Origin of the sequence: Hymenobacter sp. IS2118 (assembly GCF_000715495.1) — a bacterium.
GTDB lineage: Bacteria > Bacteroidota > Bacteroidia > Cytophagales > Hymenobacteraceae > Hymenobacter.
In genome coordinates this window covers 21,329-45,893 of sequence record NZ_JNLX01000034.1, presented here as the reverse complement: position 1 = coordinate 45,893, position 24,565 = coordinate 21,329, and the positions used below count along the sequence as shown (strand labels likewise).

35 protein-coding genes are annotated in these 24,565 nt (G+C 62.0%); 22 read left to right on the top strand and 13 right to left on the bottom strand.

Annotated elements, in window-relative coordinates:
• Positions 1-62 precede the first annotated feature (62 nt).
• The 11 genes from GM79_RS02090 (at position 63) to GM79_RS02040 (ending at position 5,803) form a co-directional block, all read left to right on the top strand.
• Positions 63-485 carry a VOC family protein gene (locus tag GM79_RS02090; protein WP_035558433.1) on the top strand — a complete coding sequence of 141 codons (423 nt, stop codon included), beginning with the start codon at positions 63-65 and terminating at the stop codon, positions 483-485.
• Positions 486-677: 192 nt separating this feature from the next.
• Entirely contained in the window at positions 678-1,448 is a 771-nt protein-coding gene (locus GM79_RS02085) for a hypothetical protein (RefSeq protein WP_035558430.1), read from the top strand.
• Positions 1,449-1,459: 11 nt separating this feature from the next.
• Complete coding sequence (locus GM79_RS02080) at positions 1,460-1,714, top strand: hexameric tyrosine-coordinated heme protein (RefSeq protein WP_035558427.1); 255 nt, start codon at positions 1,460-1,462, stop codon at positions 1,712-1,714.
• A 100-nt stretch (positions 1,715-1,814) separates the two neighbouring features.
• Positions 1,815-2,396, top strand: a complete 582-nt coding sequence (locus GM79_RS02075) for a protoglobin domain-containing protein (RefSeq protein WP_035558425.1) — start codon at positions 1,815-1,817, stop codon at positions 2,394-2,396.
• Positions 2,397-2,428: 32 nt separating this feature from the next.
• A complete protein-coding gene (locus GM79_RS02070) occupies positions 2,429-2,692 on the top strand; it encodes a DUF2024 family protein (protein WP_035558423.1) in 264 nt (87 codons plus the stop codon).
• 26 nt (positions 2,693-2,718) lie between these two features.
• Positions 2,719-3,000: a hypothetical protein gene (locus GM79_RS02065; RefSeq protein ID WP_051718384.1), complete on the top strand. Its 282-nt coding sequence runs from the start codon at positions 2,719-2,721 to the stop codon at positions 2,998-3,000.
• Positions 2,990-3,622, top strand: coding sequence for a MarR family winged helix-turn-helix transcriptional regulator (locus GM79_RS02060; RefSeq protein WP_035558420.1), 633 nt, complete (start codon positions 2,990-2,992; stop codon positions 3,620-3,622). Before GM79_RS02065 ends, GM79_RS02060 begins: the two co-directional genes overlap by 11 nt.
• 29 nt (positions 3,623-3,651) lie before the next feature.
• Entirely contained in the window at positions 3,652-4,404 is a 753-nt protein-coding gene (locus tag GM79_RS02055) for a superoxide dismutase (RefSeq protein ID WP_035558417.1), read from the top strand.
• Positions 4,405-4,581: 177 nt separating this feature from the next.
• Positions 4,582-4,896 (top strand): hypothetical protein, encoded by a 315-nt coding sequence (locus GM79_RS02050; RefSeq protein WP_035558414.1) that lies wholly within the window; start codon positions 4,582-4,584, stop codon positions 4,894-4,896.
• 144 nt (positions 4,897-5,040) lie between these two features.
• On the top strand, positions 5,041-5,352 hold the full coding sequence (locus GM79_RS02045; protein WP_035558410.1) for a cupin domain-containing protein: 312 nt from the start codon (positions 5,041-5,043) through the stop codon (positions 5,350-5,352).
• 43 nt (positions 5,353-5,395) lie between these two features.
• The gene (locus GM79_RS02040; protein WP_035558407.1) at positions 5,396-5,803 is read left to right on the top strand and encodes a group III truncated hemoglobin; all 408 of its coding nucleotides are present in this window, start codon (positions 5,396-5,398) and stop codon (positions 5,801-5,803) included.
• A 17-nt stretch (positions 5,804-5,820) separates the two neighbouring features.
• Here the strand turns inward: GM79_RS02040 and GM79_RS02035 are convergent, their stop codons facing one another.
• Together GM79_RS02035 and GM79_RS02030 are read right to left on the bottom strand one after the other, a co-directional pair.
• Positions 5,821-6,468, bottom strand: a complete 648-nt coding sequence (locus GM79_RS02035; RefSeq protein ID WP_035558529.1) for an MOSC domain-containing protein — start codon at positions 6,466-6,468, stop codon at positions 5,821-5,823.
• Positions 6,469-6,577: 109 nt separating this feature from the next.
• Positions 6,578-8,053 carry a PLP-dependent aminotransferase family protein gene (locus GM79_RS02030; protein WP_035558404.1) on the bottom strand — a complete coding sequence of 492 codons (1,476 nt, stop codon included), beginning with the start codon at positions 8,051-8,053 and terminating at the stop codon, positions 6,578-6,580.
• Positions 8,054-8,211: 158 nt separating this feature from the next.
• On the opposite strand from GM79_RS02030, the gene GM79_RS02025 reads away from it, so the two are divergent.
• The 7 genes from GM79_RS02025 to GM79_RS02000 all read left to right on the top strand — a co-directional run bounded on the left by GM79_RS02025 (position 8,212) and on the right by GM79_RS02000 (position 13,708).
• Positions 8,212-8,679: a cupin domain-containing protein gene (locus GM79_RS02025; RefSeq protein ID WP_035558526.1), complete on the top strand. Its 468-nt coding sequence runs from the start codon at positions 8,212-8,214 to the stop codon at positions 8,677-8,679.
• A gap of 12 nt (positions 8,680-8,691) precedes the next feature.
• A complete protein-coding gene (locus tag GM79_RS02020; RefSeq protein ID WP_035558402.1) occupies positions 8,692-9,594 on the top strand; it encodes a dihydrodipicolinate synthase family protein in 903 nt (300 codons plus the stop codon).
• 101 nt (positions 9,595-9,695) lie between these two features.
• Positions 9,696-10,142, top strand: a complete 447-nt coding sequence (locus GM79_RS22640) for a VOC family protein (RefSeq protein WP_410471172.1) — start codon at positions 9,696-9,698, stop codon at positions 10,140-10,142.
• A 111-nt stretch (positions 10,143-10,253) separates the two neighbouring features.
• Positions 10,254-11,783: a hypothetical protein gene (locus GM79_RS02015; protein ID WP_035558398.1), complete on the top strand. Its 1,530-nt coding sequence runs from the start codon at positions 10,254-10,256 to the stop codon at positions 11,781-11,783.
• Between the two features lie 111 nt (positions 11,784-11,894).
• Positions 11,895-12,182 carry a helix-turn-helix domain-containing protein gene (locus GM79_RS02010; protein WP_316930096.1) on the top strand — a complete coding sequence of 96 codons (288 nt, stop codon included), beginning with the start codon at positions 11,895-11,897 and terminating at the stop codon, positions 12,180-12,182.
• A gap of 12 nt (positions 12,183-12,194) precedes the next feature.
• On the top strand, positions 12,195-13,073 hold the full coding sequence (locus tag GM79_RS22635) for a helix-turn-helix domain-containing protein (protein WP_051718382.1): 879 nt from the start codon (positions 12,195-12,197) through the stop codon (positions 13,071-13,073).
• The gene (locus GM79_RS02000; RefSeq protein WP_035558393.1) at positions 13,070-13,708 is read left to right on the top strand and encodes a hypothetical protein; all 639 of its coding nucleotides are present in this window, start codon (positions 13,070-13,072) and stop codon (positions 13,706-13,708) included. Before GM79_RS22635 ends, GM79_RS02000 begins: the two co-directional genes overlap by 4 nt.
• Positions 13,709-14,309: 601 nt before the next feature.
• On the opposite strand, the gene GM79_RS01995 is transcribed toward GM79_RS02000, so the two are convergent.
• Complete coding sequence (locus tag GM79_RS01995; protein ID WP_035558389.1) at positions 14,310-14,882, bottom strand: hypothetical protein; 573 nt, start codon at positions 14,880-14,882, stop codon at positions 14,310-14,312.
• 581 nt (positions 14,883-15,463) lie between these two features.
• Here GM79_RS01995 and GM79_RS01990 point away from each other — a divergent pair.
• From GM79_RS01990 to GM79_RS01980, 3 genes are all read left to right on the top strand, one after another.
• Positions 15,464-15,697, top strand: coding sequence for a carboxypeptidase regulatory-like domain-containing protein (locus GM79_RS01990; RefSeq protein WP_035558386.1), 234 nt, complete (start codon positions 15,464-15,466; stop codon positions 15,695-15,697).
• Between the two features lie 458 nt (positions 15,698-16,155).
• Positions 16,156-17,892, top strand: a complete 1,737-nt coding sequence (locus GM79_RS01985) for an alkaline phosphatase D family protein (protein ID WP_035558383.1) — start codon at positions 16,156-16,158, stop codon at positions 17,890-17,892.
• Positions 17,893-17,934: 42 nt separating this feature from the next.
• Positions 17,935-18,204 carry a hypothetical protein gene (locus GM79_RS01980; protein ID WP_035558380.1) on the top strand — a complete coding sequence of 90 codons (270 nt, stop codon included), beginning with the start codon at positions 17,935-17,937 and terminating at the stop codon, positions 18,202-18,204.
• Here GM79_RS01980 and GM79_RS01975 read toward each other — a convergent pair.
• The 4 genes from GM79_RS01975 to GM79_RS01965 all read right to left on the bottom strand — a co-directional run bounded on the left by GM79_RS01975 (position 18,201) and on the right by GM79_RS01965 (position 20,852).
• Entirely contained in the window at positions 18,201-19,181 is a 981-nt protein-coding gene (locus GM79_RS01975) for a Na/Pi cotransporter family protein (protein ID WP_051718381.1), read from the bottom strand. The two genes, GM79_RS01980 and GM79_RS01975, sit on opposite strands and share 4 nt — an antisense overlap.
• 716 nt (positions 19,182-19,897) lie before the next feature.
• Positions 19,898-20,137: an ATP-binding protein gene (locus GM79_RS26410; RefSeq protein ID WP_081867496.1), complete on the bottom strand. Its 240-nt coding sequence runs from the start codon at positions 20,135-20,137 to the stop codon at positions 19,898-19,900.
• Positions 20,138-20,166: 29 nt separating this feature from the next.
• Positions 20,167-20,598 carry a hypothetical protein gene (locus GM79_RS01970; protein ID WP_035558376.1) on the bottom strand — a complete coding sequence of 144 codons (432 nt, stop codon included), beginning with the start codon at positions 20,596-20,598 and terminating at the stop codon, positions 20,167-20,169.
• Complete coding sequence (locus tag GM79_RS01965; RefSeq protein ID WP_035558374.1) at positions 20,598-20,852, bottom strand: helix-turn-helix transcriptional regulator; 255 nt, start codon at positions 20,850-20,852, stop codon at positions 20,598-20,600. Before GM79_RS01965 ends, GM79_RS01970 begins: the two co-directional genes overlap by 1 nt.
• 280 nt (positions 20,853-21,132) lie before the next feature.
• Here GM79_RS01965 and GM79_RS01960 point away from each other — a divergent pair, with 280 nt between their 5' ends.
• Positions 21,133-21,426 carry a hypothetical protein gene (locus tag GM79_RS01960; RefSeq protein ID WP_035558371.1) on the top strand — a complete coding sequence of 98 codons (294 nt, stop codon included), beginning with the start codon at positions 21,133-21,135 and terminating at the stop codon, positions 21,424-21,426.
• A gap of 170 nt (positions 21,427-21,596) precedes the next feature.
• On the opposite strand, the gene GM79_RS01955 is transcribed toward GM79_RS01960, so the two are convergent.
• The 6 genes from GM79_RS01955 to GM79_RS01930 all read right to left on the bottom strand — a co-directional run bounded on the left by GM79_RS01955 (position 21,597) and on the right by GM79_RS01930 (position 24,272).
• The gene (locus GM79_RS01955; RefSeq protein WP_035558368.1) at positions 21,597-21,782 is read right to left on the bottom strand and encodes a hypothetical protein; all 186 of its coding nucleotides are present in this window, start codon (positions 21,780-21,782) and stop codon (positions 21,597-21,599) included.
• A gap of 73 nt (positions 21,783-21,855) precedes the next feature.
• Positions 21,856-22,161, bottom strand: coding sequence for a hypothetical protein (locus tag GM79_RS01950; protein WP_035558364.1), 306 nt, complete (start codon positions 22,159-22,161; stop codon positions 21,856-21,858).
• Positions 22,162-22,263: 102 nt separating this feature from the next.
• A complete protein-coding gene (locus GM79_RS01945; protein WP_035558361.1) occupies positions 22,264-22,491 on the bottom strand; it encodes a hypothetical protein in 228 nt (75 codons plus the stop codon).
• Positions 22,492-22,568: 77 nt separating this feature from the next.
• Positions 22,569-22,850, bottom strand: a complete 282-nt coding sequence (locus tag GM79_RS01940) for a hypothetical protein (RefSeq protein WP_161787100.1) — start codon at positions 22,848-22,850, stop codon at positions 22,569-22,571.
• A complete protein-coding gene (locus tag GM79_RS01935; RefSeq protein WP_051718380.1) occupies positions 22,847-23,377 on the bottom strand; it encodes an N-acetylmuramoyl-L-alanine amidase in 531 nt (176 codons plus the stop codon). The genes GM79_RS01940 and GM79_RS01935 overlap by 4 nt, the downstream gene beginning before the upstream one ends.
• 133 nt (positions 23,378-23,510) lie before the next feature.
• Positions 23,511-24,272, bottom strand: coding sequence for an Atu1372/SO_1960 family protein (locus GM79_RS01930; RefSeq protein WP_235183892.1), 762 nt, complete (start codon positions 24,270-24,272; stop codon positions 23,511-23,513).
• Positions 24,273-24,565 lie beyond the last annotated feature (293 nt).

Below are 24,565 nucleotides of genomic sequence, written 5' to 3'. Positions count from 1 at the left end.
AGCCGCAGCAGGTGCCCCGTGCCGGCAACCCCGCTTGGCTGCCATTCTGTTTTTCTCTCCGCATGATTGCCCTACGCTACTTCACCATCCACGTGCCCAACGTCTGGCAAACCTGCGAATGGTACCGCCAGGTGTTCGGCTTCGCCGCCATCCTCAGCGCTGATGCCACTGCTGCCCGCCTCGATGTGCCCGGCCAGCGCCTGGTTTTAGCTGCCCACGACGTGCAGGAAGACGCCTTCGGCCCGCGCCGGCTCAACTCGTTTCTGTCCGACCCACCTGCCTTTCACCTAAACTTGGTCACTGCCGATTTACAGCAGTTGTTCGACTACGCCCTGGCCCACGGTGCCGTGCCAGTACGCGACCCCATACCCGATGCCCAGGGGCAGCTTATTGCCAGCTTACGCGACCTGAACGTTGTCCTCATTCAACTTATTCAACTCGCGTCACCCAACGCGGAGGCCGTGGCACTGGGTTCAATCTTCTGATTGAGCATCAGCTAGGCGGTGTACGCCCGTAAGCCGCTTCCCACGCCACCACGCTCCGAGAGTTGCATCTCACAAATCAGCGGGATGGACCACAATTTATTTAGGGTCTGGTCCAGCCTCTGGAATAGATAATTTAGTTAGGAGTGCCAACTACTTTTGTCAGGTTATTCACCACCAAAAGCTTTGTGCTCCATGAAAAAATCCGTTCTTACGCTGGCCCTGCTCAGCGCTTTCGCTACTGCTGGCCGGGCGCAATCAGCCGCCGCCGGCAAGGCCTACGCCTCGGCCGACTACACGCCTAAAAAGGCGACCGTCAATTACCTGCCCGAGCTGGAAACGCTCGTATTCGAATTCCAGGTAGCGGGCAGCGCTGGCAAAACCCAGCCGCGGCCGGCCGGCAAAACCGACGGCGCGCCCGTGCTCGGCTACGTGTTCCCGACCACGCTCAAGTCGACCGACATTGGCATGGCCGCCACCGAGGGCATCGTGGCCCTGGCCCTGACGTCGCACCCCGATTTTGAGGACACCCCGCTGTGGGACGAAAACGGCGACGGCGACTACAACAACGACGGGCTGGTGTGGCACGCCCACTGGGTGGTGCTCATCAAGGACAGCCGCGTGGCGGGCGGCTTCTCGGTCAAGGAGTTTGGTGCGATGAAGGCAATGGCCGGCATGGACAATATGAGCCCAGCCGCCGCCCCCAAAATGCCGCCCACCAGCACGCCCGGCATGGGCATGTACATGGACTCGCCGGGCTTCACCGTCACCATGAAGGGCAACACCGGGCGGGCCGTGGTGCCGCTCGACCGCATCAACCACCGACGCGACTTCAAATTCGACCTCGTTACCTGCTACATGGAGGTTAACGCCTCGGATAAGAACCGGCCCATGCTCGGCGTGTACCAGGTGTACGGGGTGATGTCGGGCAACCTCTCGCTGCCCTACACGGTGGCCGCGAAATAAGCGCTGCCGCCATGTCTGATTTGCAGCTCGTGCCCGGCAACAGCCTGCGCACGGCCACGCCGGAAGAAGGCCGCCAGCTCGCCGTCAAACTGGCGCGCCTCATCATCAAGCTCACCCAGCCCGACGCCGAAATCCGGCAGCGGCAACGGGCCATCTACGCCGACGACCCGCGGATGCTCATTGCCATTGGCCAGACCGTCGCGGCGGAATTCGCCACCATCGCTGCCGCCAACGATTACTGGCGCACCCCGCCGGTCGTCCCGTAACCGCTCCCTTTTACCGCACAACGCCCGTGTTTGCCCGCCTTTCGGCCGGAGCCGGGCCAGCTTGTTACACCAATTTTTTCACCTTTTTACCCCCATTCTCATGGAAAACCCCACCATCCCCGGCTACGCCTACGGGCAGGTCAGCCGCTCACCCGTCTCGCTCGAAGAGCTGGATTTGCTCAAGCAAACGGTGCTTTTTTCGGCCGACGACGAACAGGCGCTGCGTATGGCCGGCCAGGTGCTGGCCCCGCAAACCGATGCCATCCTCGACGTGTGGTACGGCTTCGTCGGCGCTCACCCGCACTTGCTGCGCTACTTTTCGCTCAATCAGCAGCCCGACGGCAACTACCTGGCCCGCGTCCGGGCCCGGTTCGGGCAGTGGATTCTGGATGTCTGCAACCGGCCCTACGACCAGCAGTGGCTCGACTACCAGCACGAAATCGGCCTGCGTCACACCGCCGCCAAAAAGAATGCGACCGACCACGCCGCCGCCGAGCCGCTCATTCATTTGCGCTACCTCACGGCCTTCGTCGTGCCGCTCACGGTCACCATCAAGTCGTTCCTGCAAAACGGCGGGCACACGGAGGCCGAAGTGGAGGCCATGTACGGTGCCTGGTTCAAGGCCGTCACCCTCACCGCCACGCTCTGGAGCTACCCCTACGTGAAAGAGGGGCAATTCTGATTTTTCTCACTTGGTTTAACTGTTGTACTATCATGGGAGTCGCCGTTTACGATACCTACGTCCGCAAAAAGGACAGCAGCGTGATGCACTTCGATATTCTGGTGCCCGACACGCTCACGAATAAAGAAACCATTTACGGCTACGGCCGCGAGTACCTGAAAAGCAAGGGCCAGGAAGGACTGGCGCTGACGGCCCAGGAGTGCGCCTTTTGCCACGTCGAGCAGCCGACCCTGGAAATGGAAGCTGCTCTCCAGCTGAAGGGTTACTATATCATCGAAATGCAGGGGTGCCAGTAGGCACCCCTGCTTTACCCTCCCAACCCATGCTGCCGTACCAGCCCATCGACTGTGCGTTTCACGACCTGCTGGAAGCCACCATCACGTGGCGCACCTACTCGCACCTGCAATACTTCACCGACCTTTGGGAGTTCACCACCGTGACGACGCTGCTCAAAGACCTGACCAGCGAGCGGCACGCCGACGGGCTGGCCGAGTACCTCGTCATCGGCACCGGCGAGCGAATCCGGCTCGACCGGGTGGTGAACGTGAACGGCACGTTTGCGCCGCCTTTTCGCCACTACCTGGACTTCACTTGTGACTGCTGAACCCGCCCCCAACACGCCCTTCGACCCCGACCAGCAAAACCACCCGCCCAGCGTGGACCGCAAAATTGTGGCCGCGCTGGAGCGGCTGAGCGGGGTGTTCCGGCTCTTGCTCTGGCAGCAGGCCACCGGGGAAGGACTGAGCCCCTTGCAGCTGCAGCTGCTGGTGTTTCTGCGGTTTCACCGGCCCGGCCAGGACACCGTGAGCCACCTGGCCCGCGAGTACCACGTGAGCCGCCCGACCGTGAGCGAGGCCGTGAAAACCCTCGAACACAAGCAGTTGGTGCAGCGCCACGCCGACCCGGCCGACCTGCGCAGCCACTCCCTGCAACTCACGCCCGGCGGCCGGGAACTGGCCGACCGCGCCAGCCAGTTTGCCGGGCCGCTGCACCAGCCGGTGGCCCGCCTGCCGGCCCGCCAAAAGCTAAGCCTGTACCAAAGCCTATTCGGGGTGATTGATGAGCTACAGCAGGCCGGCGTGATTCCGGTGCAGCGCATGTGTTTTTCCTGTCGGTTTTATGGGCAGCAGCCAGACAGTGGACACTTTTGCCACCTGCTGCAAATCCCCTTGGAAGGGGCGCAGCTGCGCCTCGACTGCCCCGAACACGAAATCGGGCCGGCCTGATACCGTTCCCTTTTATTTCAACCCACGCCATGCAAAAACGAGATTTTATGCGCCGGGGCTTGCTGGCAGCAGTTGGGGCTTTGGTTGGGCCGGCGCTGCTGGCCCGCACCCACGCCGAGCAGCTGCTGGCCGAAGCACGCGCCAGGCCGGTGGCCCCCGGTCCCTTTGGGCTGCCGCCGCTGCCGTATGCTTTTGGCGCGCTGGCCCCGCACTTCGACGCGCGCACCATGGAAATCCACCACGACGCGCACCACAAAACCTACGTCTCCCGACTCAACGAGGCGCTGGCGAATACTCCCCGTGCCAACCTGACCCTGGAGCAGCTGTGCGCCACCGCCAGCCAACTGCCCGATGCCGTGCGCAACAACGCCGGCGGGCACTACAACCACTCGTTGTTTTGGCCGCAGCTGGCAGCTGCCGGGGTGGGGGGCGGGTTGCCCACCGGGCCGCTGGCCGCGGCCCTGACGCGGGACTTTACCTCGTTCAACCAGTTTAAGGCTGAATTCACGGCCGTCGCTACCGGCCGCTTCGGCTCCGGCTGGGCCTGGCTCAACTGCGACCCGGCCGGGAAGCTGTTCGTGTCCGGCACGCCCAATCAGGATAATCCACTCATGGACCTGCCCGGCATCCGGCGCGGCACCCCGCTGCTGGGGCTTGATGTCTGGGAGCACGCTTACTACTTGCAGTACCAGAACAAGCGGGCCGATTACGTAGCCGCGTTCTGGCAGGTGGTAAACTGGCCCTGGGTGGGCCAATTGTTTGCAAAAGCAGCCCAGGAATGAGCCCGCGTATTCCGGTTTGAATTCGTCGCCGCCACTGCCCAGCAAACCCCGCCGGTTGCTTGTCTAGCAGCGGCGGAAAAGCGGGCCACTAAACGCCTCGTTACTGGCTGGTGCAGTGCCCCGCCGATTCCTCATAACCCTACCGGGAGTCTGCTTGACCTGGTATTCTCAACGAAAATGAGCCTTTACTTTCCTGTCCGCGAACTGCTGCTGCCGAACAAGCCGGCGGTCAGCCGGCAGATAGTGGAAGACGCAGCATTATTGCTCGCCCCACTCATTCAGAAAATACAGGGCCGCCTCGAAACCCTTCGCCTCGAAGAGCTGAACCGCTACCAGAGAAAGGCTACCCCCGCCGAAAGCGCACTACTCGATGAAGCCACCAAATTACTGACGCGCAGACTGCTGGAACGGTATGCCTCGCACTTGCAACGGGCCTGCCAACGCCACGAAATCGGGCCGGTGCTGACAATGTGGGGCGAACTAATTGGGTAGCAACCGCGCCGGCGGCCCGGCGGCTTAGCTGCAGCAACCACTGCCACTCTCAGGTAAGTTTTACTTTCTCATCAGTCGCCGCCAAAATGGTTGATGGCCACAGGCCGCGATGGGTGAATTACCCTCGTTTTTCTCATTTTGTTTATGGCGTTTCCTCTCATTTCCGGCAGTCTGCTCGACGGGCTGCACCCGCCCACTGGCGAGCAAAAAGGTCTAATTCTATTAAATCGGGACGGCCAGAAAATCATCTACAAAACCTTTCGCGACGGCGAAACAATGCCCACGCACCAGCACTCCGCCGGCGACGTGCTGGTGGTGGTGCTCGCTGGCAAGCTGGCCGTTACGCAGGAAGAAACTACCGTGGACGTGCAGGCCGGCGACTACGTGATTTTCGCGGCCGGGGCTCCGCATTCACTGGCCTGCCAGCAGGCCGCCCGCATCCTCATTTACCGCTAAGGGAGCCTGCTTTCCCCGCTCTTTTCTTAGCCGATTTCCCCTCATGGCCCCCTCCGCTTTAGCTGACATCCGCGAGCAGGACGACATCCGCCGGCTCATCGACGCCTTCTACGCGCGAGTACAAGCGGACGAGCTGTTGGGGCCGGTGTTCGCCGCCCGCATTCCGGCCGGCCACTGGCCCCAACACCTCGACACCATGACGCGCTTCTGGACGGCCGCCCTGCTGGCGCAAGCGGCCGGCTACCGCGGCAACCCAGGGGCCAAGCATATGTACCTGCCCATCGAGGACGCCCACTTTGCCCGCTGGCTCGCCCTGTTCGGACAAACGGTAGACGAGTTGTTTGCCGGCGACAACGCCACGGAAATGAAGCTGCGCGCCCGAAAAATGGGGGAAATGTTCAAGGCCAAGATAGCCTCGGCCCGTGCCGGCGGCATTGTGCCGGTGCTATAAGTCCGGAGCAGATTGATTTAAATGGCCGCGCTAGCCAGCTGTTTTACAAACACGTCGCGCCAGGAAGGGGGCAAAAAGGGCAGACGGATAATCTGCTCAAGTAATGCCACATCCGGGTGCGGCAGGTAGCGGCAATCCGACACGTCCTGAATGGTTATCGGATACGGCGAGCGTTCGACCAGCTCCAGGGCGTCGCCCGCTTGTAGCACTCCGGTTTGCTCGACCCGGAAGTAAATACCCAATCGGCGGGCATCCTGAAACTGCTTCACCAGGCGTTCGTCGTTCAGCCGAATGCCCAGCTTGAAGCAGGGCTGGCGGGGCTGCACAGCGCGCAATACCGCGGTGCCGGCCCGAAAACAATCCCCCAACCGCACCTCGCTTTCCAGCAGGCCGGCGGTGGTCAGATTTTCGCCGAACGCTCCCAGCATCAGCAGCTCGGCCGGCACCAGCCCGTGCCAGTAGGCGTAATGCTCTTGGGGGTAGGCGTACACCGCCTTGCCGGGGCCGCCGTGCACCCGTAGGTCGGCTTGGCCGTCACCGGCCAGGTTTTCGGCGTGTACCGCCACCGCTCCCTTCACAGGCTGCTTGAAAATACCGGTGCTCACAACTTTGCCCTTCCAGATTACTTCACGGGGCTGGCCAACATTGACGGATACGATGTGCATAAAAAAGAGCAATAGAGGGTGCAAAGCTGCTTTGGTCGGCTAAAATACCGGGCAATTCGCTCCCTGACCAAGCTGGCCCACCTGGTTTGATACTATCGGTCCCCTCCCCTTAGGACCGCAATTGACGCAGCACGGCTCCCAGCTGCGCTACGCCGTGCGCCAGTTCTTCGGGCGTGAGCGCCGCGTAGCCCAGCCGCACGGCATTGGCGGCCGGTTCGCCCACATAATAGCGGCTGCCCGGCGTGATGACTACTTTGCGTAGCCGCAATTCTTCCGCCAACCGCTCCACGTTCACGTCGGCGCGGAACTCCACCCACAGCGCCAGCCCCCCGGCGGGCAGCACAAAGTCTAGCTGGTTGCCCGGCAGGCGGCGCAGGCCGTCGGCCAGCGCGTCGCGGCGGGCGTGATAGGCCGCGTGCGCCCGGCGAGCGTGCCGCTTGATTTCGCCCTCCTCAATCAGCTCGGCCACCGCCTGCTCCAAAATGGTGTCGCCCTGCCGGTCCACCAGCGCCCGCAGCCGGCCCAGCGCCGTCACGAATTCCAGCGGACCCGTCACGTAGCCCACCCGCAAGGCCGGCGCAATCAGCTTGGACAGCGAGCCGATGTAGAGGACCACGCCGTGGGTGTCGGCGCTGGCCAGCGGCAGCATGGGCTGGTGCTGGTAATGAAACTCGTGGTCGTAATCGTCTTCAATGATGGCCACCCCGTACCGGGCGGCCAAAGCCAGCAGCTGCACCCGCCGCGCGGCTTTGAGCGTCACCGTGGTCGGAAACTGGTGATGCGGCGTCAGGTACAAGGCCCGCACCGGGCGGCGGCGGCAGAGCTGCTCCAGCTCGTCCACGCACAGCCCTTCCGCATCCACTGCCACCGGGGCCAGCTGGGCACCCAGCAGCCGGAACGTCTGCCAGGCCGGGGGGTAGCCAGGGTTTTCTACGGCCACCACGTCGCCGGGCTGGATGAGCAGACGGGCCGTCAGGTACAAGGCCATTTGGGTGCCCCGCGTCAGGCAAATGCCGGCCGGCGTGGTGCTTAGCCCCCGGTCCTGGTTGAGCATCCGGGACAACGCTTCGCGCAGGGGCAGGCTGCCCAGCGGGCTGTCGTAGCCCAGCTGGTTGCGCCGGCCCCGACCCTGCAATACCCGGCGGTAGGCGCTGGCCAGCGGGGGAATGGGCGCGAGCCGCGCATCCGGGGTGCCGTCGTTGAACACCAGCGCCCCCGGTAGCACCGGAGCCGCCAGGTCCGGCTCCAATAGGTTCTGCCATCGGAAGCCCGGCTGCTCGGCCTGGCCAGCGGCGGCCGGCGCAAATGCCGCCGGGGTACTCTCGGGCAGCCGGCTCGACACGAACGTGCCGCGGGTGTGCTGCGACTCCAGCCAGCCCTGGGCCAGCAATTCCTCGTAGGCCAGCACCGCCGTTTTGCGGTTCACTCCCAGCTGCTTCGCCAGCTCCCGGGTGCCCGGCAGCGCCGTTCCCGGCAGCAGCCGACCCCGCCGTATTTCACCCGCAATCAGCTCGCCGATTTGCAGGTAGATGGCCTTGCCCGACGCGAAATCAGGTTGAAAATTGGTATCCCAGGCGCGCAACATAACTGGACCCGTTGGTTTGTGAAAACTGGACGAATTGAGAGGGCCAAGGTAAGACCAATTTTGTATTGTCGGAGGCGGGCATATTGGCTGCCCCGGGTTCTAAAAACAGCCAATGGCTTGCTTCCGACGCCATTATTCACCTCAACCATTCTCACTTCATGGAAACCCCAGTAAAAGAGAAAGCCTTTCAGTCGGCCGACTTCCACCGGACCTACGCCCGCCCCGAAGTACACATGCCCGACCGGCTGCACCACCCCAACGTGGAGCAGGCCGGGGCCCACGACCAGTTCTCGACCGAGCGCAAACACCCCGTCTTTTTCGTGGACCTGCCCACCGTGGCCATCAGCATGACCATCGGCGGCCTGCTGCCCGGCCAGGTCACCAACCAGCACCGCCACACCTACGAGACGGTCATCTACGTGATAGAAGGGGAGGGCTACACCCAAATTGAAGACCGGCGCGTGGAATGGAAGGCCGGCGACGCCCTCTACATCCCGATTTGGGCCTGGCACAACCACGGCAATCGCAGCGAGTCGGTTTCTGCCCGCTACATCGCCTGTGAAAACGCGCCGCTATTGCAAAACCTCGGCGTGGCCTTACGCGAAGAGCGGGGCCGCGACCTCTAATTCCTTCGTCCCATGTCGAAGCAAACTCCCTTCACGGGCATTATTGCCTATCCCATCACGCCCTTTACCGCCGCCGGGGCCGTGGACCTCGACCTCTATTGCCAGTTGGTCGAACGGCTCGTCGCCAGCGGCTCCCACGGCATTGCCCCGCTTGGCAGCACCGGAGTGCTGCCCTACCTCACCGATGCCGAACGGGACGCGGTGACCACGGCCACCATCCGGCAAGTGGCCGGCCGGGTGCCGGTCCTGGTCGGCGTGTCGCACCTCACCACGGCCGGGGCAGTCCGCCACGCCCGATTCGCCGAGCAGGCCGGGGCCACGGCCATCATGGTGCTGCCCATGAGCTATTGGAAACTCACCGAAGCCGAGATTCTGACGCACTACGAGCAGGTAGCCGGTGCTGTCGCCATCCCGCTGATGGTGTACAACAACCCCGCCACCGGCGGCCTGGACATGTCCCCGGCCCTGTTGCAGCGCCTGCTGGAAATCCCAAACGTCACGATGATTAAGGAAAGCACCGGCGACGTGCAGCGGATGCAGGCCCTGCGCCGGCTGCTAGGCAAAGACGTGGCGTTCTACAACGGCTCCAACCCCCTGGCCCTGGCCGCCTTCGCGGCGGGTGCCACCGGCTGGTGCACCGCGGCCCCTAACCTCATACCCGAGTTGAACCTGGCCTTATACGAGGCCATTCAAGCCAACCGACTCGACCGGGCGCAAGAACTGTTCTACCGCCAGTTCGAGCTGCTGCAATTCATTGTCGCCAAGGGGTTGCCCCGCGCCATTAAGGCCGGTCTGGAACTGCAAGGGCTTGACGCCGGCCACCTGCGGGCACCGCTGCTGCCACTCACCGCCGAGGAGACCAGCGAATTGAAGCGTATTCTGGAGTCAGTTGCCCAGGAATCAGTAGCTGCTTAAATCAAAGCCGGGCCTGGAAATGCCTAGCGGCGTTTCCAGGCCCTCTTTTATGCAGTTCAGGTAGATAATGGAAACCAGAGAACAGACCGTAATGAGTCTAAATGATTTTTATTCGATATATGACAGATAGTATACAGCAAGCCAATAAGTTAAACTGCTTAACTATCCACGTGCCTAACGTGTGGCAAACTGCCGAGTGGTACCGTCTGGTATTTGGTTTCCCCGCCATCTTCAGCGCCGATGCCACCGCTGCCCGCCTCGATGTGCCCGACCAGCGCTTGGTTTTCGCGGCCCACGATGCTCAAACCGACACCTTCGGTTCCCGTCGCCTCAACTCGTTCCTGACCGACCCAGCCGCCTTTCACCTCGATATCGCCACGGCCGACGTGCAGCAGTTGTTCGACCATGCTCTGACTCACGGGGCGGTGCCTGTGCTTGACCCCACCCCTGATGCTCATGGGCGGTTAGTAGCCAGCCTGCGTGACCTAAATGGCGTCCTAATTCAACTTTCCCAACTTTTACCGCTTCCGCAGGAAACTAGCAATTAACTGATTGCTAAATCGACCCTCTCGGTGGTCAATTTTTCGCAAAACAAATGGCCTGCATAATGTTACGTTTGTGTTATCAATCCCACCACGAACCGTAATCAGCTACCCTAAGTGCCTTACGAACTCGACTTGCTCACCCGGCTTGTCACCGGTGATTTATCCCCTGCCAGCTTTCACTTCCCCGAACAAGCTACCCACCGCGACTTTCTCCGCCAACGTTTCGGCACCTACGCCCGACACTTCAAAATTCAATATCTCAGCCTGGCACCTGGTGAATTCACCCACCAGCACTACGATGAGTTTGTGTTCCTCGAACTCAACGACCTGCCCGGCCTGCCCCTCATTCCCAACGGTCCCGAGCCGCGCACATTGGGCCTGCTGCTGGCCGATACTTTGCCCCGCTTGGGCCTTTCCTTGCCCGAGCTGCAGGATGCCCAGTGCCACCAGGTTGGCGAGCAGTACCACCTGGAGCTCACGGCCGCGTGTAGCTTCGAAACCCTGCCCGCCGCCAAAGCCCGCTACTTCTACTACCACACCCAGTTGCTCGATGAAGCCGCCCGCCTGCGCCGGGTGCTGCCCTCCTGCGCGCTCATGCGCCAGGACGGAGCTGGCGTCACGCTCTACGTGCAACAGCACCAACGGACGCTGCAAAACCTGCTGGCCCACGCCCGCCAGCAGCTCGAACCTACCCGGCGGCCCGGCTGCTACGGCACCCCACAGCTCTATTCGCTGGCCGAAGTTCACCAGCTGCTCTACGTGGAGCTGGAAAAGCTGCTGGCCCAGTTCGAGCAGACCTTCCCCGAGCACCTCAACCTCACGGCCCCGCTCTCGTATCGCCGCCGGGTGCAGGTCCTCACCGACGTGCAAACCCCGCTGGCGGCCGTGCTGCTGGCCTTGCACAGCGCTGAAAGCCTGCCCGCAGCCTTGCTCGGTCCGGTCAGCGAATGCCTGAGCCGCCTGCTCATCACCGTGCAGGATACCGACCTCAGCTACCAGGATTTGCTCTACCCGCGGCTGCTGCTCCGCGAGTTGCACACGCGCCTACAGCGCGGTTGGCCCCTCACCACCGAGGGCCTGGGGCGTTTGCTGCTGCGCTACAACTTCAACACGCCCGGGTTCTTTTGCCTGCTCAAAGCCTACGTGCGCGCCGAGGCCGAAGCCGCCGGCGAGCACCTGGCCGACCAACTCCCTGTCATCCGGCGCTACTTCACGCGCTACCGCCAGCTCCAGCCCGCCACCGAGCTGCTGTATATGCCCACGTTGCCGCCCCTGCGCACCCAACTCCTCAACTGGCTCGAAGCCGAGCACGACTACCTCAGCCACTTGGTGCACGCCTCTACCACCCCGGTCCCGGCTGCCACTTCCGAAGCTGCCCGTATCCTGACGCCACTTTCGGTAGCCCAAATGGCCCACTTGCTGCGCACGCTCTACGATGCCGGCGTCTTCGGCCAGGCCAGCCAGCGCGACTTGTTCCGCCTGCTGGCTGCCAACTTCCGCACCGCCCGTCAGGAGCGCATTTCCGAAAAAAGCCTGGCCGCCAACTTCTACAACGCCGAGGACAGCACCCGCCAGGCCGTCGAGAAGCTGTTAGCCAAAATGCTCCAATCTGTTCGGCAGCCGACCGACGACCAATCAAATTAGCTACTCCTGTAAAAATTATTATCCTGTAAATCAGTGGGGTTGTAAGGGGTTGTACAACCCCTGTAACTGGCGGCGCATGCGTTGAAACCCTCCCTTTGTCGGACTCATCAAATGTCCGCAAATTGTATGGCTGCCCGCATCATCACCCCCGAAGACCTCGCCGAATTCAAACAAGAGTTATTTCAGGAGCTGCAAAAGCTCTTCGCCGCCCAGGCCGGCAGCGGCCTCCAGAAGAAGTGGCTCAAATCAACCGAGGTGCGCGAGCTGCTCGGCATCTCGCCCGGTACCCTGCAAAACCTGCGCGTGAACGGTACGCTGCCTTACACCAAAGTGGGCGGCATGGTGTACTATCAGTCCGACGACATCCTGAAGATGCTCGAGGAAAACCGCAGCAAGTAGGAGGGAAGCGCCATGAACCCGCTGCCCACTACCCACGCCCTCATTCCGGCCTCCGTCCGCTACGACCTGGCTCTACCGCCTGCCGCCCGCCTGCTCTACGGCGAAATCACGGCCCTCTGCGCCCAGCGCGGCTACTGCTGGGCCACCAACAACTACTTCGCCCGCCTCTACCAGGTGCGCCGCGCCACCGTCTCCGCCTGGATAAGCCAACTCATCGAGCGCGGACATCTCGCCACCGCCACCGACCCGGCCCGTAGCAACCAGCGCCTGCTGCGCCCGGCCGCCGGCCTGGCACCGACCCCTTCCGATAAATCGGTAGCCCCATCCGATTTATCGGACACTGCCGCACGGTTTTCCGCACCCCCCATTCCGCCAAACCGCACGACCTATCCCGAAATTTCCTTCACCGAAATGGAGGCACTCCTATTAGGTAAAAAGAATGATAATAATGAATGGGAGAGGGGAGGGCCACTCGCGCCCGAGCTTGAAGTAGAAGATGAGCTGAACCCTGCCGGCGCGGTCCCGCCGCCCATCCCCCCCGTTGCGCGGCCCCCCCTTCCCGCACCGCCGGCCATCCCGCCCGGTGGTGCCACTGCCAGCACGACGGCCCCCAAATTCGTCCGCCCCACCCTGGCCCAGGTGACGGCGTTTTTTGTCGAACAGCCCGACACGCCGGTTGCCGACGCGCCTGCCGAAGCCACCCGCTTCTTCAACTATTACCAGGCCAATGGCTGGCGCGTCGGCCGCCACGCCATGGCCGACTGGCCCGCCGCCGCCCGCAACTGGCTGCTCAACGCTGACCGGTTCAAAGCTTCCACACCCGGCCCGGCTGCCGGCGCGGCCACCCGCCTGCATTCCGGCGGTACCAAAAACTACCACGAGCCGCTATGAGCCAGCTCCCCGACTTTGAAGCGCGGTGGGCGCATTTCCTCACGCACTTTGCCGCCCAGGTGCCCGGCTTTCAGCTCGATGCCCACAACGAACCCATCTACCGCCGCCTGTTGGCCTACTTCACCGCCGACGAGCCCACCCAGGCCGTCCAGGGCCTCGACCCCGCCAAAGGCATCCTGCTGCTCGGCCCCGTCGGCTGCGGCAAAACCGCCGCCATGCGCTTCTTCGAGCGTAACACCCGCACCGCCTACCGCACTATACCCGCCCGCGACGTGGCCCGGCGCTTCCTCACCGAAGGCTTCGCCGTGCTCGACCGCTACGGGGCCCAGGCCTTTTCCCAGCGTTCCTACGGCTCCGGCCACGGCCCCGACCACCGCCACCCCGTCACCTACTGCTTCGACGACCTCGGCGTAGAACAGAACGCCCGCCTCTACGGCAACGAGTGCAACGTGCTGGCCGAAATCATGCTCGACCGCTACGACCGGTTCGTCACCCATGGCATGCTCACCCACCTCACCAGCAACCTCAACGCCCCCGAGCTGGAAACCCTCTACGGTGACCGCCTCCGCAGCCGCCTGCGCGAGATGTGCAATGTGCTGACTTTTCCGGCTACCGCCCCCGACCGCCGTAAGTAATGGCAACTACTTGCAAACGGCAGGACCTCATGGCCCTCCGCTTCCACTTTTTTAACCAAAGCCCCGTTAACGTCCCGTATTCCAGCCTGTAGGCTCCCCTTTTGCCGCCCACGGTTGCGCCACCCGCGCAACCCCGCCCAGGGCCAGGCCGTGGTACTAGGCAAAGAAGCCTAAAAACAAGCTCACGTAGGCAAATCCCGCCCAGGCACTGGCTGAGGTGTGCGGGCCATGAGTGGCCATGGCCCGGCCTACCGGCACCACCAGCAGTGTAGGCAACTCTCGGATATTTCCATCAACAAGCTGGTGCAAAATGGCCTCGGGCCGGTCTACTCGGCCCGCTCACTCCGTGTGTCCTTCGTGTGAGGTGGTCCAGCTACGCCGGTCGGCTTTCAGTATTTTCTCTACTAGGGGTCGCACAATAATAGGGACGGAAAACAACGGTAGGGCCAGCCAATGGCCTGGGTTTCGGCCGACCCCGGTTTGCTTGGGCAGGCCGTCTTGCAAAACGAACCTTTTAACCAAGGTCACCCCTGTGGCCGTTGCCTTCATGGGTAGTGTCTCGCCGTCGGCATGCCTTTTGGCAAGCTAGGGTTGAAAAGACTTACTCCGCTGGAGCCGCTTTCGTGGTGGCTGGAGTTGCTTTAGCGGCAACCCGTTTGGGTGCTGCCGCGGGTCGACGAGCCGACGACGCGGCCACCGGGCGCGGGGCAGCTAGTCGTTTAGTCTTCTTCGCTGCCGGTACTACTGCTGGAGCAGCCTCCGAAGAATCATGGGCTGGCTTCGCCGCTTTGGCGTTCTGTTTGGCATCCTGCTTGGCTAGTTTCGCGCTTTGCTTCGCCTCTTTGCGGCGCTGCTTAACGACTTGCGCGGCCAGGCGCTTGACGGTTTTGGTCACGCCCTTGGTGGCTTTTGCATCGCCCTCTTCGGAAATGCCCAGGTAGGGTTGCAGGGCCGTGGCCAGTTCGCCGGCCAATGCCTTGCGGGCGCGTTTGGCGGTGAGTGGCGTGGGAGTCGCGGCTTTGGCTTGCTTGCTCTGCTGCTTGGTGAGCTGCTTGGCCAACTGCTGCAGGGTTTTGGCAACGGCTTTGGGTGGCTGGCTAGCGGCCGCGTCGCCGAGGTGAGGGGCAATAGCCGTTGCCAGCTGGCCGGCGAGGAGGTTTTTTGGCTTACGCATAGGACAGAAAAAAGAAGTGCGGGCCACCGTACGACCCGGTAGTGAAGAATTTAGCGCAGCACCAGTAATACCACGGCCAGCACGACCATTAAGGCCATGGATAGGCTGATAATAAGAGTGTCGCGAGAAGGCTTAACGGGTGGTTCCACGGCGCAAGATTACGAATTTGTGAAGAGACGGACTGGTAAACACCCCTCAAATTAGCCTTTTCCAATGTTAAGTTTTTATAGAGAACTCAACCGTTCGCGCCGTTAGCCCATTGCCGGCACCCGATTACGCACGGAAAGCTGCCTCAAATCAGGTAGCGGTGAACGGTCTGAACGACCTGCTTGATTATTCTAATCATTTAGGGCAACCGGTGGGACGTGTACCGCAAGTAACTATTTCTTAGCCTGCACGGTGGCAACAGTCGTTATACCTTTGCAGGGTGTAGTGGTAGCCGTGTTTCCCTTTTAACCCAACCTTCGATGTTCTTTGCATTGCGTCTGACTTTGGTACTGGGCGGCTCGCTTGCCACGTTGGGCGCAGCCGCCCAGTCCTCCCCCCCTTCGCCGCAAGGGTCATGGTCTTGTCAGGGGCGGGTGATAGATGCCAGCCATCGGCCCGTCCTAGGGGCGAGCATCTGGGCCAAGGGCACGCACGAGGCCGCCACCACCAATTCCGAAGGCTTCTTTCGCTTATCGTTGCCGCTGGGGAGCTACCTGCTGCTGGTCGACTACCCGGGGCATCTGGCTCGGGAAACCCCGGTTAGCCCCACCGATTCCACGCTGACCATCACCGTCTATTCTACCCAGCCGCGGACCAAGCGACGGTAGGCCCTGAGCCGCGCGCCAACAGGGTGTCGTGCGGTTGCTTGCTATTCATCAAGGCAGTAGAAGGCAGTGTAAGGAACGGGATTTACCCCCGATTACCGCCAGAAAGTGACATAAATAAAACAGCCCCAACTTGCAGATTGGGGCTGTTTTGATAGAATAATAGTCCACGCGTATCCACTTGGCGATATAGAATAGTAGTGCCCGCCTGACCTGACTCACCCAAACCAAGCGGGGCTTATTTCACTCTTCGGCTCAAAGGTACTGCCCTTAGCAGCCGCTTGGAAGCGGTTTGGCCAACTGTAACCGAACGGTAATCGGCCCATAATATGGGGCGCAGCCCTTGCTGGCTACTGGTTGGCAATGGGTGCGCCGCGCCCGAAACATAATTCATAACGTCGGCTTAACTTCCTAACAACAAGCGCATTTCACTTTTGCCAAGTATTTACACTGCCTTGGTTATGTCGCAAAACAACCCAAAAATCAGTCGCCGCGCGTTTGTTCGCAATACGGCCCTCCTCTCCGGCGGCGTAGCCCTGCTGCCCGGCTTCCTGACCAGCTGCAAGGACGATGACGACGAGCCCGCCATCAACTACACGGGCGACTTTGGCTTTCAGGAAGGCGTGGCCAGCTTCGACCCCTCGGCTACCGGCGTTATCCTCTGGACGCGCTACACCCCGGCCACCAATGAGCCGGGTGACGCGGAAGTACGCTGGGAAGTGGCCGCGACTCCCGCCTTCAGCCCGCTGGTGGCCAGCGGCACGATGGCCGCCCTTGCCGCCACCGACTACACCGCCGCCGTGGACGTGCCCGGCCTCACGGCCAATACCAAATATTACTACCGCTTCCGCAACGAGCGCACCCGGGCCGAGTCGGTGGTGGGGGAAACCAAGACCCTGCCTGCCGGCAGCCAGGCCAGCAGCGTGAAGCTGGCCGTGGTGTCGTGCGCCAACTACCAGGCCGGCCTTTTCAACGTGTACGGGGCGGTGGCGGCCTCCGACGCCGATGCCGTCGTACACTTGGGTGATTACATCTACGAATACGGCGCGGGGGGCTACGGCACCACTCCCGCCACCGCCGGCCTGAACCGCACCCACCTGCCGGCGACCGAAATTATCACCCTGAGCGACTACCGCACCCGCTACAAGCAGTACCGCTCCGACAAGCAGCTCCAGCGGGCCCACCAGCTCAAGCCGTTTATTTGCGTGTGGGACGACCACGAGTACGCCAACAATGCCTACACCACCGGGGCCGAAAACCACCAGCCCGCCACCGAAGGCAGCTTCGAAGACCGCAAGCGGGCGGCCAACCAGGCGTGGTTTGAGTACCTGCCGGCCCGCACCGCCGACAAAACCAGGATTTACCGGCGCTTCGAATTCGGCAACCTGGTGAACCTGCTCATGCTCGACACCCGTATTGTGGGGCGCGACCAGCAGCTGAGCCTGGCGGATTACTTCAGCCCTACCGGCGTGTTCAACGCCCCGGCCTTTGGCGCGACCTGGCAAAACCCCAACCGCAAGCTGCTGGGCACCGACCAGCTCACCTGGCTATCCGGGGCCATGGGCGGCAGCAGCGCCCAGTGGCAGGTGTTGGGCTCGCAGATGCTCATGGGCAAAATGTACATTCCGGCCGAGCTGCTGCCGGTGGTGGCGCAGCTGGCCGCCAGTCCCACGCCCGCCCTGCTGGCCCAGTACAACACCCAGGCGACCCAGCTCAGCATTATCAAGACGCGCATCCTGGCCGGCGACCCCACCGTGACGGCCACCGAGCGCGCCCGCGTCAGCACCACCCTGCCCTACAACCTCGACGCCTGGGACGGCTACCCCGCCGAGCGCGAGCGGGTGTACGCGGCGGCCGGCACCAAGAAGCTGATTTCCCTGGCCGGCGACACCCACAACGCGTGGCACAACGACCTGACCACCAGCACGGGCCGCCGGGCCGGTGCCGAATTTGCCTGCTCTTCCGTGTCGTCGCCCGGCTTCGAGGCCCTGCTGGCCGGCAACGCCACGGCCATCGCGGGCTTCGAGCAGTCGAACGCGCTGCTAATTGACGATTTGCAGTACCTCGACGCCTCCAAGCGCGGCTACGTGCTGGCCACCTTCACGGCCAGCAACGCCACCGCCGAGTACCGCTACGTGGCCGGCCTGGAAACGGAAAACGCCACCACCACCACGGGCCGCACGGTGGTCGAAGTATAAGGCAGGAAAATGGTCTCACCAACTTCGCTCGTACTCTCACTCGTGCCGGCCGGCCGGCACCTGGCCTTCAGCAAGGAGCGGTCCGAAGTGGCCCACCTGTTCCGTCGGGTTGGCGGGGCGGCGGGCACCTGGACCCGGTTGGCCGCCAACGCCCGCTCGCCTTACCTCGACGCGGAGGTCTTTGCCGCCGATACGCCGGTAGAATACTACGTGCAGCTGGCGACCCGTTTCGGCGATGAAGAAGCGCGCAGCCGGATTGTAGCCGTTCGGCAACCGGCTGTTTACCAAGTGCCCCATGCTTCCTGTTACTAGGACGCCGGAGCAGGCACCCGCCGGGCCTCGGGGCCCTGTTCCGGCAGCCAGGCGTCGAACAGGCGCTGGCAGAGGGGCACCAGCGGCGCGAACAGCAGCACGCCCGCGACGTTGAACAGGACGTGGGCGTGCGCAATCTGGCGGGCTACCTCGGCCTGGCCGGCCAGCCGCAGCACCAGCGCCGTGAAGGGACCGATGAGCAGCAGGCCCAGCGTGATGGTAATGACGTTGAACAGCAAGTGGAAAAGACCGGTTTTGAGCGCCGGCCGGCCGCGGCCCAGGGTGGCCAGCAAGGTATCGGCGCAGGTGCCCAGCTCGGCCCCGAGCAGGACGGCAATGCCGGCCGGCAGCGTCACCAACCCTTTGGCAGCCAGCTTTATGACCATGCCTAGCGTGGCCGAGGACGACTGAATAACCAGCGTTAGCAAGGCCCCGGCAGCGGCGCCCCGGAGCGGGTTTTCCAGCTTGAGTAGCCACGCCTCCACGCCCCGGTATTCCTTGAGCGGCGCCGCCGCCTCCCCGATGAGAAACAAGCTGAAAAACAGCAGGCCGAAACAAAACAGCGCCCGGCCTGCCGTGCGGCCCTTGCGCTTTTTGCTGAGTGAGAGCAGCAACAGGCCCGGCAGCATGGCCACCACGGCGTATTGGCCCAGGTCAAAGGCGAAGAGCTGGCTCGAAATGGTGGTGCCGATGTTGGCGCCCAGCACCACGCCCAGCGAATTGCGGAAGGGCAGCGCCCCGGCGCTGACCAGGGCGATGGTCAGGATGATGACCACCGAGGAGGAATCGAGCAGGGTGGTGACGACGGTGCCGGTGAGAATGGCCATCGGCACCGTTTTGGTAAACCGGTCCAGAATGCCTTTCACCCGGTCGCCGGCCACCTGGCGCAGCGCCAGCGCCAACCGGCTGACGGCGTAGAGAAACAACACCAGTCCGCTAAGCGCCAGCAGCACAATAGACGTGATGGAAGAATTCATACGGAGCAGGTAACGCGGGAAAGCACACGTTTCTTCCCCAACGGAAACGCAGAGCTGAAGAGCATAGTTGGTTCATGAAGAAATTGTTACCTGCCATGGACCAGGCACTGCTTCCGAAGGTGATAAAATTCGGGATGGCTTGGCATCGGCTACCCTCCCTGACAGGACCAGCACCGCGCCAACTACCAGGGCGTTGCGCAGCGCCATGGCCACCGTCAGCCCGAACTTAAAGCACCATGGGGCTTATTAAACCTAAATTTTTTGATTTGTCCTTAAGGTAAGTTCGTACCCTTGCTGCTACGAAAAGGCCCAGTTGGACTTACCAGAAGTTTTTCTTTGGTCAACACCTGCTGCTCTCAAAGAGCCGCGCATTGCAGGCGAAGCTGCTGAGTCTATTTGGTCGAATCAAAGAAAGCTCGTTTCCGGCCCGCTATGAACTTTTTAGACAGTGACGGCAGCTTGGCTTCAACTAATCTTGAGACTTTTCTAAAGCCCACAGTGTATAGGCGGTGTCCACCCCCTTCGTGCCGATTTTTTGCAAGTAGCCGGCCCTCTCCAGTTCCGCAAGGTAGCGCGTAGCCGTCGGCTTACTCGCATTGAGCAGTCGTTGCACCGTCGATTCACCGTGCCGTGGTCCTGCACATACTGCACAAGCGTTGCCAGCTCGGGCCCTAGGCGCTGGGCGGTCAGGGACTGCACCGCGTAGCGCAGAAACTCTACGCCAAAGCCCCCCCCGCCTCAAACGCATAGCGCGGGGCAGGCAGCCCATGTGCCCGGCATTCGTTTATCATCTTCAGCGTGCCGCGGCCCCACGACTCGATGTGGCCCGCCCGAAGCAAAATGTTGGCCACCTCCGGGTTGACCGACCTGGAAGGATGCTTGTACCGCAGGTTCTCCGCTGTCCACTTGTGGGGCGGCCCGCGGCGGTTGGCAACAGCCGGAAAGGCCTCATAGATAAAAGAGAAAACAGCTTGGGTGGTAAGCTTTACAGGTCAACCTCGTTCCAAGCCAGCAGCGCCGACGGCAGGCTGGGCAGGAAGACCAGCGCCGCCCAGAGCAACCCGCTGCCCTGCTCGCCGATATCCGGGGTAGCCCAGCCCCGAATGGGTGCCGCGATGGCATAGGCCAACAGCAAAATGACCAGGGCGCTGACCGTGACGTAGGCCAGCCGGTAGGCGTGGTTGCGCACCTGCACCTGCCGCTCGTCCAGTTCCGGGTCGGGGGCGTTGCCGTAGTGCCAGAGGCCGGTGCCCCAGTAGAGGTAGAACGACGCGACCGCGTAGCCGAACAGCCCCGCTAGTAGCGTAAGCGCGCCGGGCAGGGCCAGCCAGTGGCCCAGCAGGGCCACCAGGGGATAACTAAGCAGCTGCACGACCACGGCCGTGCGGCGCTGGGGGAGGGTCAGCGAACGGGACATCAGGGGGTTTGTTTGAGGGTGTGAAGTTCTTCGCTCAGGGGCCGGAGGGGCTGGCGTGAAAACACCAACTCGACGGGCAGGCCAAACACGGCGCACAGGTCCAGGGCCAGGTCCAAGCTGGGGTTGTATTCGCCCCGCTCCAGGTAGCCGATGGTTTGGAAGTTGACCCCCACTTTGTCGGCCAGTTCCTTGCGGGACAGGCCACGCTCTTCGCGCAGCACCGACAAGCGGTTGTAGATTTTGTCTCCTTTCATTATCGTTGGTAATATGATGCAAACATAAAACATATTGTTGTATATTTACAACATAATGATGTAAATAATTTCCATTGGTACCGAAACGCTCCCCAGTATTTATTACAATCCCGCTTACACCAATTGCCCAGACCTGGTATGATTGCCGCAGCAGGCCACAAAAAATTAGCTTCTATTACGCAAGCTAGTCTTTGGGTCCGCTGACAGCTTACTGTCAAACACCGACACCACGTTGTGGTAAATCCACATCAACTCCACTTGCCTCTCGGCACCCGCATCGGTGAAGGCCACGGCCCACACCGTCATTTTTTTTGCCGGCGTGGCCCGCGTTGCCAGTGTCGGCACCGTAGATGTTAGTCGGTTCGTGCTCGATGCTGGCGAAGCTTTGCCAACAGGGCCCCAGGGCAGCCAGGGCAGTTGCTTTGCCGACGGCGGGCGATTCGTTGTTGAACTTCACCACCACGTTATCGGCCAGGTATTCTTGTTAGGCATTGATGTAGTTGCAGTCCATCGTTCCAAGATAAACTGGGCAAGCATCTCAGCCGAGCCGCTACATGTTCAGGAACTCGCATGAATCCTGATGCCGAATCCGGTAGCGCGAAGCCTCTGTCCTAAAACACCTGAAGCGGATGTTGGGGGTAAGTGCATTAGCACGTTCATGTAAACATAGTCCAGTGCACAAAAAAACAAAAAAGCCCACAGCTGAATGCTGCGGGCTTAAAAATGGGTTATTTGCGCCGTCTATCAAGTAGACTTCGGCTTTTCCTTCCGAACTCCTTTAAACGGCTTGCCGTCCTGCTTCACGTCCATAAAGCGTCCAGTTTCCGCGTCCCGCTTCACGAACTGCTCCGTTACGGGATTGAAGGTCTGTGAGCGTTTGCGCACGGCCCCTTTGCGGGCCCCGTCGCCAATTGGTGGGTTGGTTGCCATTATGTATTACTGATTAATTTACAGGAAGTTAAGGCTTCTTTCGCGTACCGCGTCAGCCGGTAACTGCCTGGCTTCAGTCAAGCACGCCATTCGCCGGCAGTGCTACACCGCCGTTGCCGTCCGGTATCATTACCTGAAGCAAAACCTCCTCGCCCGGCGTGCTCTGGTTAAGCTTGTCGAGCAGCACTTCCTGGCCGGAATTCTCCCACAGCGAGTGCATCAGAATGGTCTGGGTGCTCAAATCCACGTTGTACACGCGGTTCAGCTCGTTGATGACCCCGGCGGCATCGTCGCCGGCCCCAATAGCATCCATGAGCTTCCGGGTATACCCGCGGGCTTTGCGGTCAGCCGTTGCCCGGAGCCGGATGGCTCGCTTCATGCGACGGCGAAATTGTTGTTGGTAGGCAGTTAAACTGGCCATGTTCTGGAAAGTGAAAAGGTGGATAAAAAGCCCGAATGGGCAGTAGGAAGGGCCGGAATCTCAGGGCTCCGACCGGGTAGTAAGCTGGCTCACGGCCGCAGCCACGGCCCCGGCCGTAATCAGGTAGCCCCCGGCTGCTACCACGGCCGCCGGCAGCGCCACCGGACTGGCTACAATGGCCGCGCCCACGCCGGCCAGTACCAGGCCCACGCGCCGCAGCACGGTGAAAAACTTGGGGGTCGGAGCCTGCAGGCGCTGCAGCATTCCGAGGGAGTCGGTTGGTTGCATAAACAATGAGTTATGATGAAGGAATAGATGCGTTATTCGCACCCAGACAATGCTGGCGAGGTTTATTGGAGATTCAGCTACGGCGGACGCCGGTTGTGGTCCGCCATGAACAGTGCCTCAATCCGCCGCAGCGAGTCGTTGATGTACTGCAGCTTCACATCGATTTTGGCCTCCAGCTGCGCGATGTCATTCTTCCAGTTGGCCTTCATCTCCGCGATGCTCTGCTGCGCATTCGCCAGCTTCACCTGCTCCTCAATCTGCTTGGCCCGCAGCTCGCGCACCTCCTCGTAGAACGCCCGTAGGAAGAACGCAATGATGGCCACCGTGGCCCCGAGTACCCACTGAAACACGTCCATCACAGGGCCGCATCAGGAGTGTGCGGAACCGCCACCGGCACCGGAAACCGAAACGGGTTGCCCGTCCACACCCGCCGGCCAGCAATACCGATTTCGCGGCAGAAATCCGGCACCCAGTAGGCCGGGCAGGCTTTTTCGCGCACCTGGTTGTGGCCCAGCACCCGCAGGTTGGGATAGGCCGCCACGTAGTCGCGCACCAGCTTGGCCAGCCCTGTACGCTGCGCGACGGTGCGATTATCCACAGGCTGCATCAGCGCGCCCACGCCCCCGGTGTAGCAGATATGCACCGTGTTGCTGTTCGAAACCTTGATGCCCAGTCCCGCATACGGATGGGTGCCGTTGGTCACCAGCGCGTCGCTGTAGAGCCGCACGGCCCGCCCGTCGGCCTCCACGAGCCAGTGGTAGCCGCCGCGGCTCCAACCGCGCCCACCCTCGACCACCGGCCGCATGAAGAAGGCCTGCAGCTCCCGCGCCGTCCAGGCCTGGCTGCCCGCCGTGCAATGCAAAATCAGAAATTCGATGGTTCGCATAGTCGTTGTCGCGGGGCCAGTTGCAGCCCCACATTTTCAACGACAAAGCACCGATTCACCAACTGCGAAAGCCAGCGCAAAAACCGGTAGAAACGGCCGAACAGCCCGTTTCAGGAAGGACTAGCGGCAACCTTCAGTGCACGGGCCGCAGGGTGAAGCTGGCCGTGAGCGAAATCGGCAGGTTCATTGGCAGCCGCTCCACGCCGCCCAGGGCGCGGGCGTGCCGGCCTACCTCTGGCCCCAACGCCTCCAAAAACAACTCCGACGCGCCGTCCAGCACTGTCGGAAATTTGTCCCAGCCCTCGGCCGTCACCAGCTGCGCCTCGATGCGGTTGAGCCCCAGCACCTGGCCCAGCCCGACGTATTTCTCGACCTGCGCCAGCACGTTCAGCGCGCACAGCCGGGCCGCCTCGCGCCCCTGCGCCGTCGTCAACTCAGCCCCGATGCGCCCCTGAAAAGCCGGCTTCCCCGCCGCAAACGGAAACTGCACCGCCACGTAAGCCACCCCACCCAGCACCCGCACCGACTCGTAAGCCCCACCCGGTGCCGGCGGCTCCGGCAGAACCAGTTTCTTGCCACCCGGCCGCTTGGTGTCAGCCAACCCTGGTGTGGTCGCCGCTGCACCGGCTGCCGGCGCGTCGCCCTCTCCAAACATCGACCCGAGGCCCCGCATCAGCCACTCCGCCCGCAAGGTGGGGTAGTGGTTGAGCACGTCCATCAACGTCTCGTAGCCGGGTTTCGACTTGTTCTGCAACAGCTTGTAGAGCTTCTGCGGCCCCTCGTACCCCAACGTCTTAGCGAATTGATACGCCGTCAGATTCCGCGAATTCATCAGCGCCACCAGCCGGTCGCCCACTTGCTCCTGTTCCTCGGTTACGGCCATTTCTTCGCTCATGATTTCTGACTAAACACGGAAACCAGGGACAAGCCCGCCCACTAGCTCCGAATGAAGCCGCAAATTGCAAACAATAATTTAAGTCCAGGCACTAATGGCCATTTCATATAAATCAAAATTTGCAGGACGTAGGTGTAGCTGACCGATTTGGGCGGCTCCCCGGCCCTCCGCTTTGCTGCGGGCCGGGGCCAGGCTGTGCAGGGGTCCGCTGACGCTCCCGTGCTGCGCACCGCTCCCTTTGGTCGCGCCCTTCCCATCCTTGCCGCATCCGCCCGATTCAGTTGCTGCTGGTG

What these genes read in the sequence shown, in the direction of transcription:
- GM79_RS02050 (WP_035558414.1), top strand. Translation starts at nt 4,582, where the DNA reads ATGAGCCTTTACTTTCCTGTCCGCGAACTGCTGCTGCCGAACAAGCCG.
- GM79_RS01965 (WP_035558374.1), bottom strand. Translation starts at nt 20,852, where the DNA reads ATGAAAGGAGACAAAATCTACAACCGCTTGTCGGTGCTGCGCGAAGAG.
- GM79_RS02085 (WP_035558430.1), top strand. Translation starts at nt 678, where the DNA reads ATGAAAAAATCCGTTCTTACGCTGGCCCTGCTCAGCGCTTTCGCTACT.
- GM79_RS02020 (WP_035558402.1), top strand. Translation starts at nt 8,692, where the DNA reads ATGTCGAAGCAAACTCCCTTCACGGGCATTATTGCCTATCCCATCACG.
- GM79_RS01950 (WP_035558364.1), bottom strand. Translation starts at nt 22,161, where the DNA reads ATGAAGCGAGCCATCCGGCTCCGGGCAACGGCTGACCGCAAAGCCCGC.
- GM79_RS02030 (WP_035558404.1), bottom strand. Translation starts at nt 8,053, where the DNA reads ATGTTGCGCGCCTGGGATACCAATTTTCAACCTGATTTCGCGTCGGGC.
- GM79_RS01945 (WP_035558361.1), bottom strand. Translation starts at nt 22,491, where the DNA reads ATGCAACCAACCGACTCCCTCGGAATGCTGCAGCGCCTGCAGGCTCCG.
- GM79_RS02055 (WP_035558417.1), top strand. Translation starts at nt 3,652, where the DNA reads ATGCAAAAACGAGATTTTATGCGCCGGGGCTTGCTGGCAGCAGTTGGG.
- GM79_RS01955 (WP_035558368.1), bottom strand. Translation starts at nt 21,782, where the DNA reads ATGGCAACCAACCCACCAATTGGCGACGGGGCCCGCAAAGGGGCCGTG.
- GM79_RS01975 (WP_051718381.1), bottom strand. Translation starts at nt 19,181, where the DNA reads ATGAATTCTTCCATCACGTCTATTGTGCTGCTGGCGCTTAGCGGACTG.
- GM79_RS01970 (WP_035558376.1), bottom strand. Translation starts at nt 20,598, where the DNA reads ATGTCCCGTTCGCTGACCCTCCCCCAGCGCCGCACGGCCGTGGTCGTG.
- GM79_RS02070 (WP_035558423.1), top strand. Translation starts at nt 2,429, where the DNA reads ATGGGAGTCGCCGTTTACGATACCTACGTCCGCAAAAAGGACAGCAGC.
- GM79_RS02080 (WP_035558427.1), top strand. Translation starts at nt 1,460, where the DNA reads ATGTCTGATTTGCAGCTCGTGCCCGGCAACAGCCTGCGCACGGCCACG.
- GM79_RS02025 (WP_035558526.1), top strand. Translation starts at nt 8,212, where the DNA reads ATGGAAACCCCAGTAAAAGAGAAAGCCTTTCAGTCGGCCGACTTCCAC.
- GM79_RS01930 (WP_235183892.1), bottom strand. Translation starts at nt 24,272, where the DNA reads ATGAGCGAAGAAATGGCCGTAACCGAGGAACAGGAGCAAGTGGGCGAC.
- GM79_RS01995 (WP_035558389.1), bottom strand. Translation starts at nt 14,882, where the DNA reads ATGCGTAAGCCAAAAAACCTCCTCGCCGGCCAGCTGGCAACGGCTATT.
- GM79_RS22640 (WP_410471172.1), top strand. Translation starts at nt 9,696, where the DNA reads ATGATTTTTATTCGATATATGACAGATAGTATACAGCAAGCCAATAAG.
- GM79_RS22635 (WP_051718382.1), top strand. Translation starts at nt 12,195, where the DNA reads ATGAACCCGCTGCCCACTACCCACGCCCTCATTCCGGCCTCCGTCCGC.
- GM79_RS01985 (WP_035558383.1), top strand. Translation starts at nt 16,156, where the DNA reads ATGTCGCAAAACAACCCAAAAATCAGTCGCCGCGCGTTTGTTCGCAAT.
- GM79_RS02035 (WP_035558529.1), bottom strand. Translation starts at nt 6,468, where the DNA reads ATGCACATCGTATCCGTCAATGTTGGCCAGCCCCGTGAAGTAATCTGG.
- GM79_RS02010 (WP_316930096.1), top strand. Translation starts at nt 11,895, where the DNA reads ATGTCCGCAAATTGTATGGCTGCCCGCATCATCACCCCCGAAGACCTC.
- GM79_RS02075 (WP_035558425.1), top strand. Translation starts at nt 1,815, where the DNA reads ATGGAAAACCCCACCATCCCCGGCTACGCCTACGGGCAGGTCAGCCGC.
- GM79_RS02045 (WP_035558410.1), top strand. Translation starts at nt 5,041, where the DNA reads ATGGCGTTTCCTCTCATTTCCGGCAGTCTGCTCGACGGGCTGCACCCG.
- GM79_RS01935 (WP_051718380.1), bottom strand. Translation starts at nt 23,377, where the DNA reads ATGCGAACCATCGAATTTCTGATTTTGCATTGCACGGCGGGCAGCCAG.
- GM79_RS02065 (WP_051718384.1), top strand. Translation starts at nt 2,719, where the DNA reads ATGCTGCCGTACCAGCCCATCGACTGTGCGTTTCACGACCTGCTGGAA.
- GM79_RS02000 (WP_035558393.1), top strand. Translation starts at nt 13,070, where the DNA reads ATGAGCCAGCTCCCCGACTTTGAAGCGCGGTGGGCGCATTTCCTCACG.
- GM79_RS02040 (WP_035558407.1), top strand. Translation starts at nt 5,396, where the DNA reads ATGGCCCCCTCCGCTTTAGCTGACATCCGCGAGCAGGACGACATCCGC.
- GM79_RS02090 (WP_035558433.1), top strand. Translation starts at nt 63, where the DNA reads ATGATTGCCCTACGCTACTTCACCATCCACGTGCCCAACGTCTGGCAA.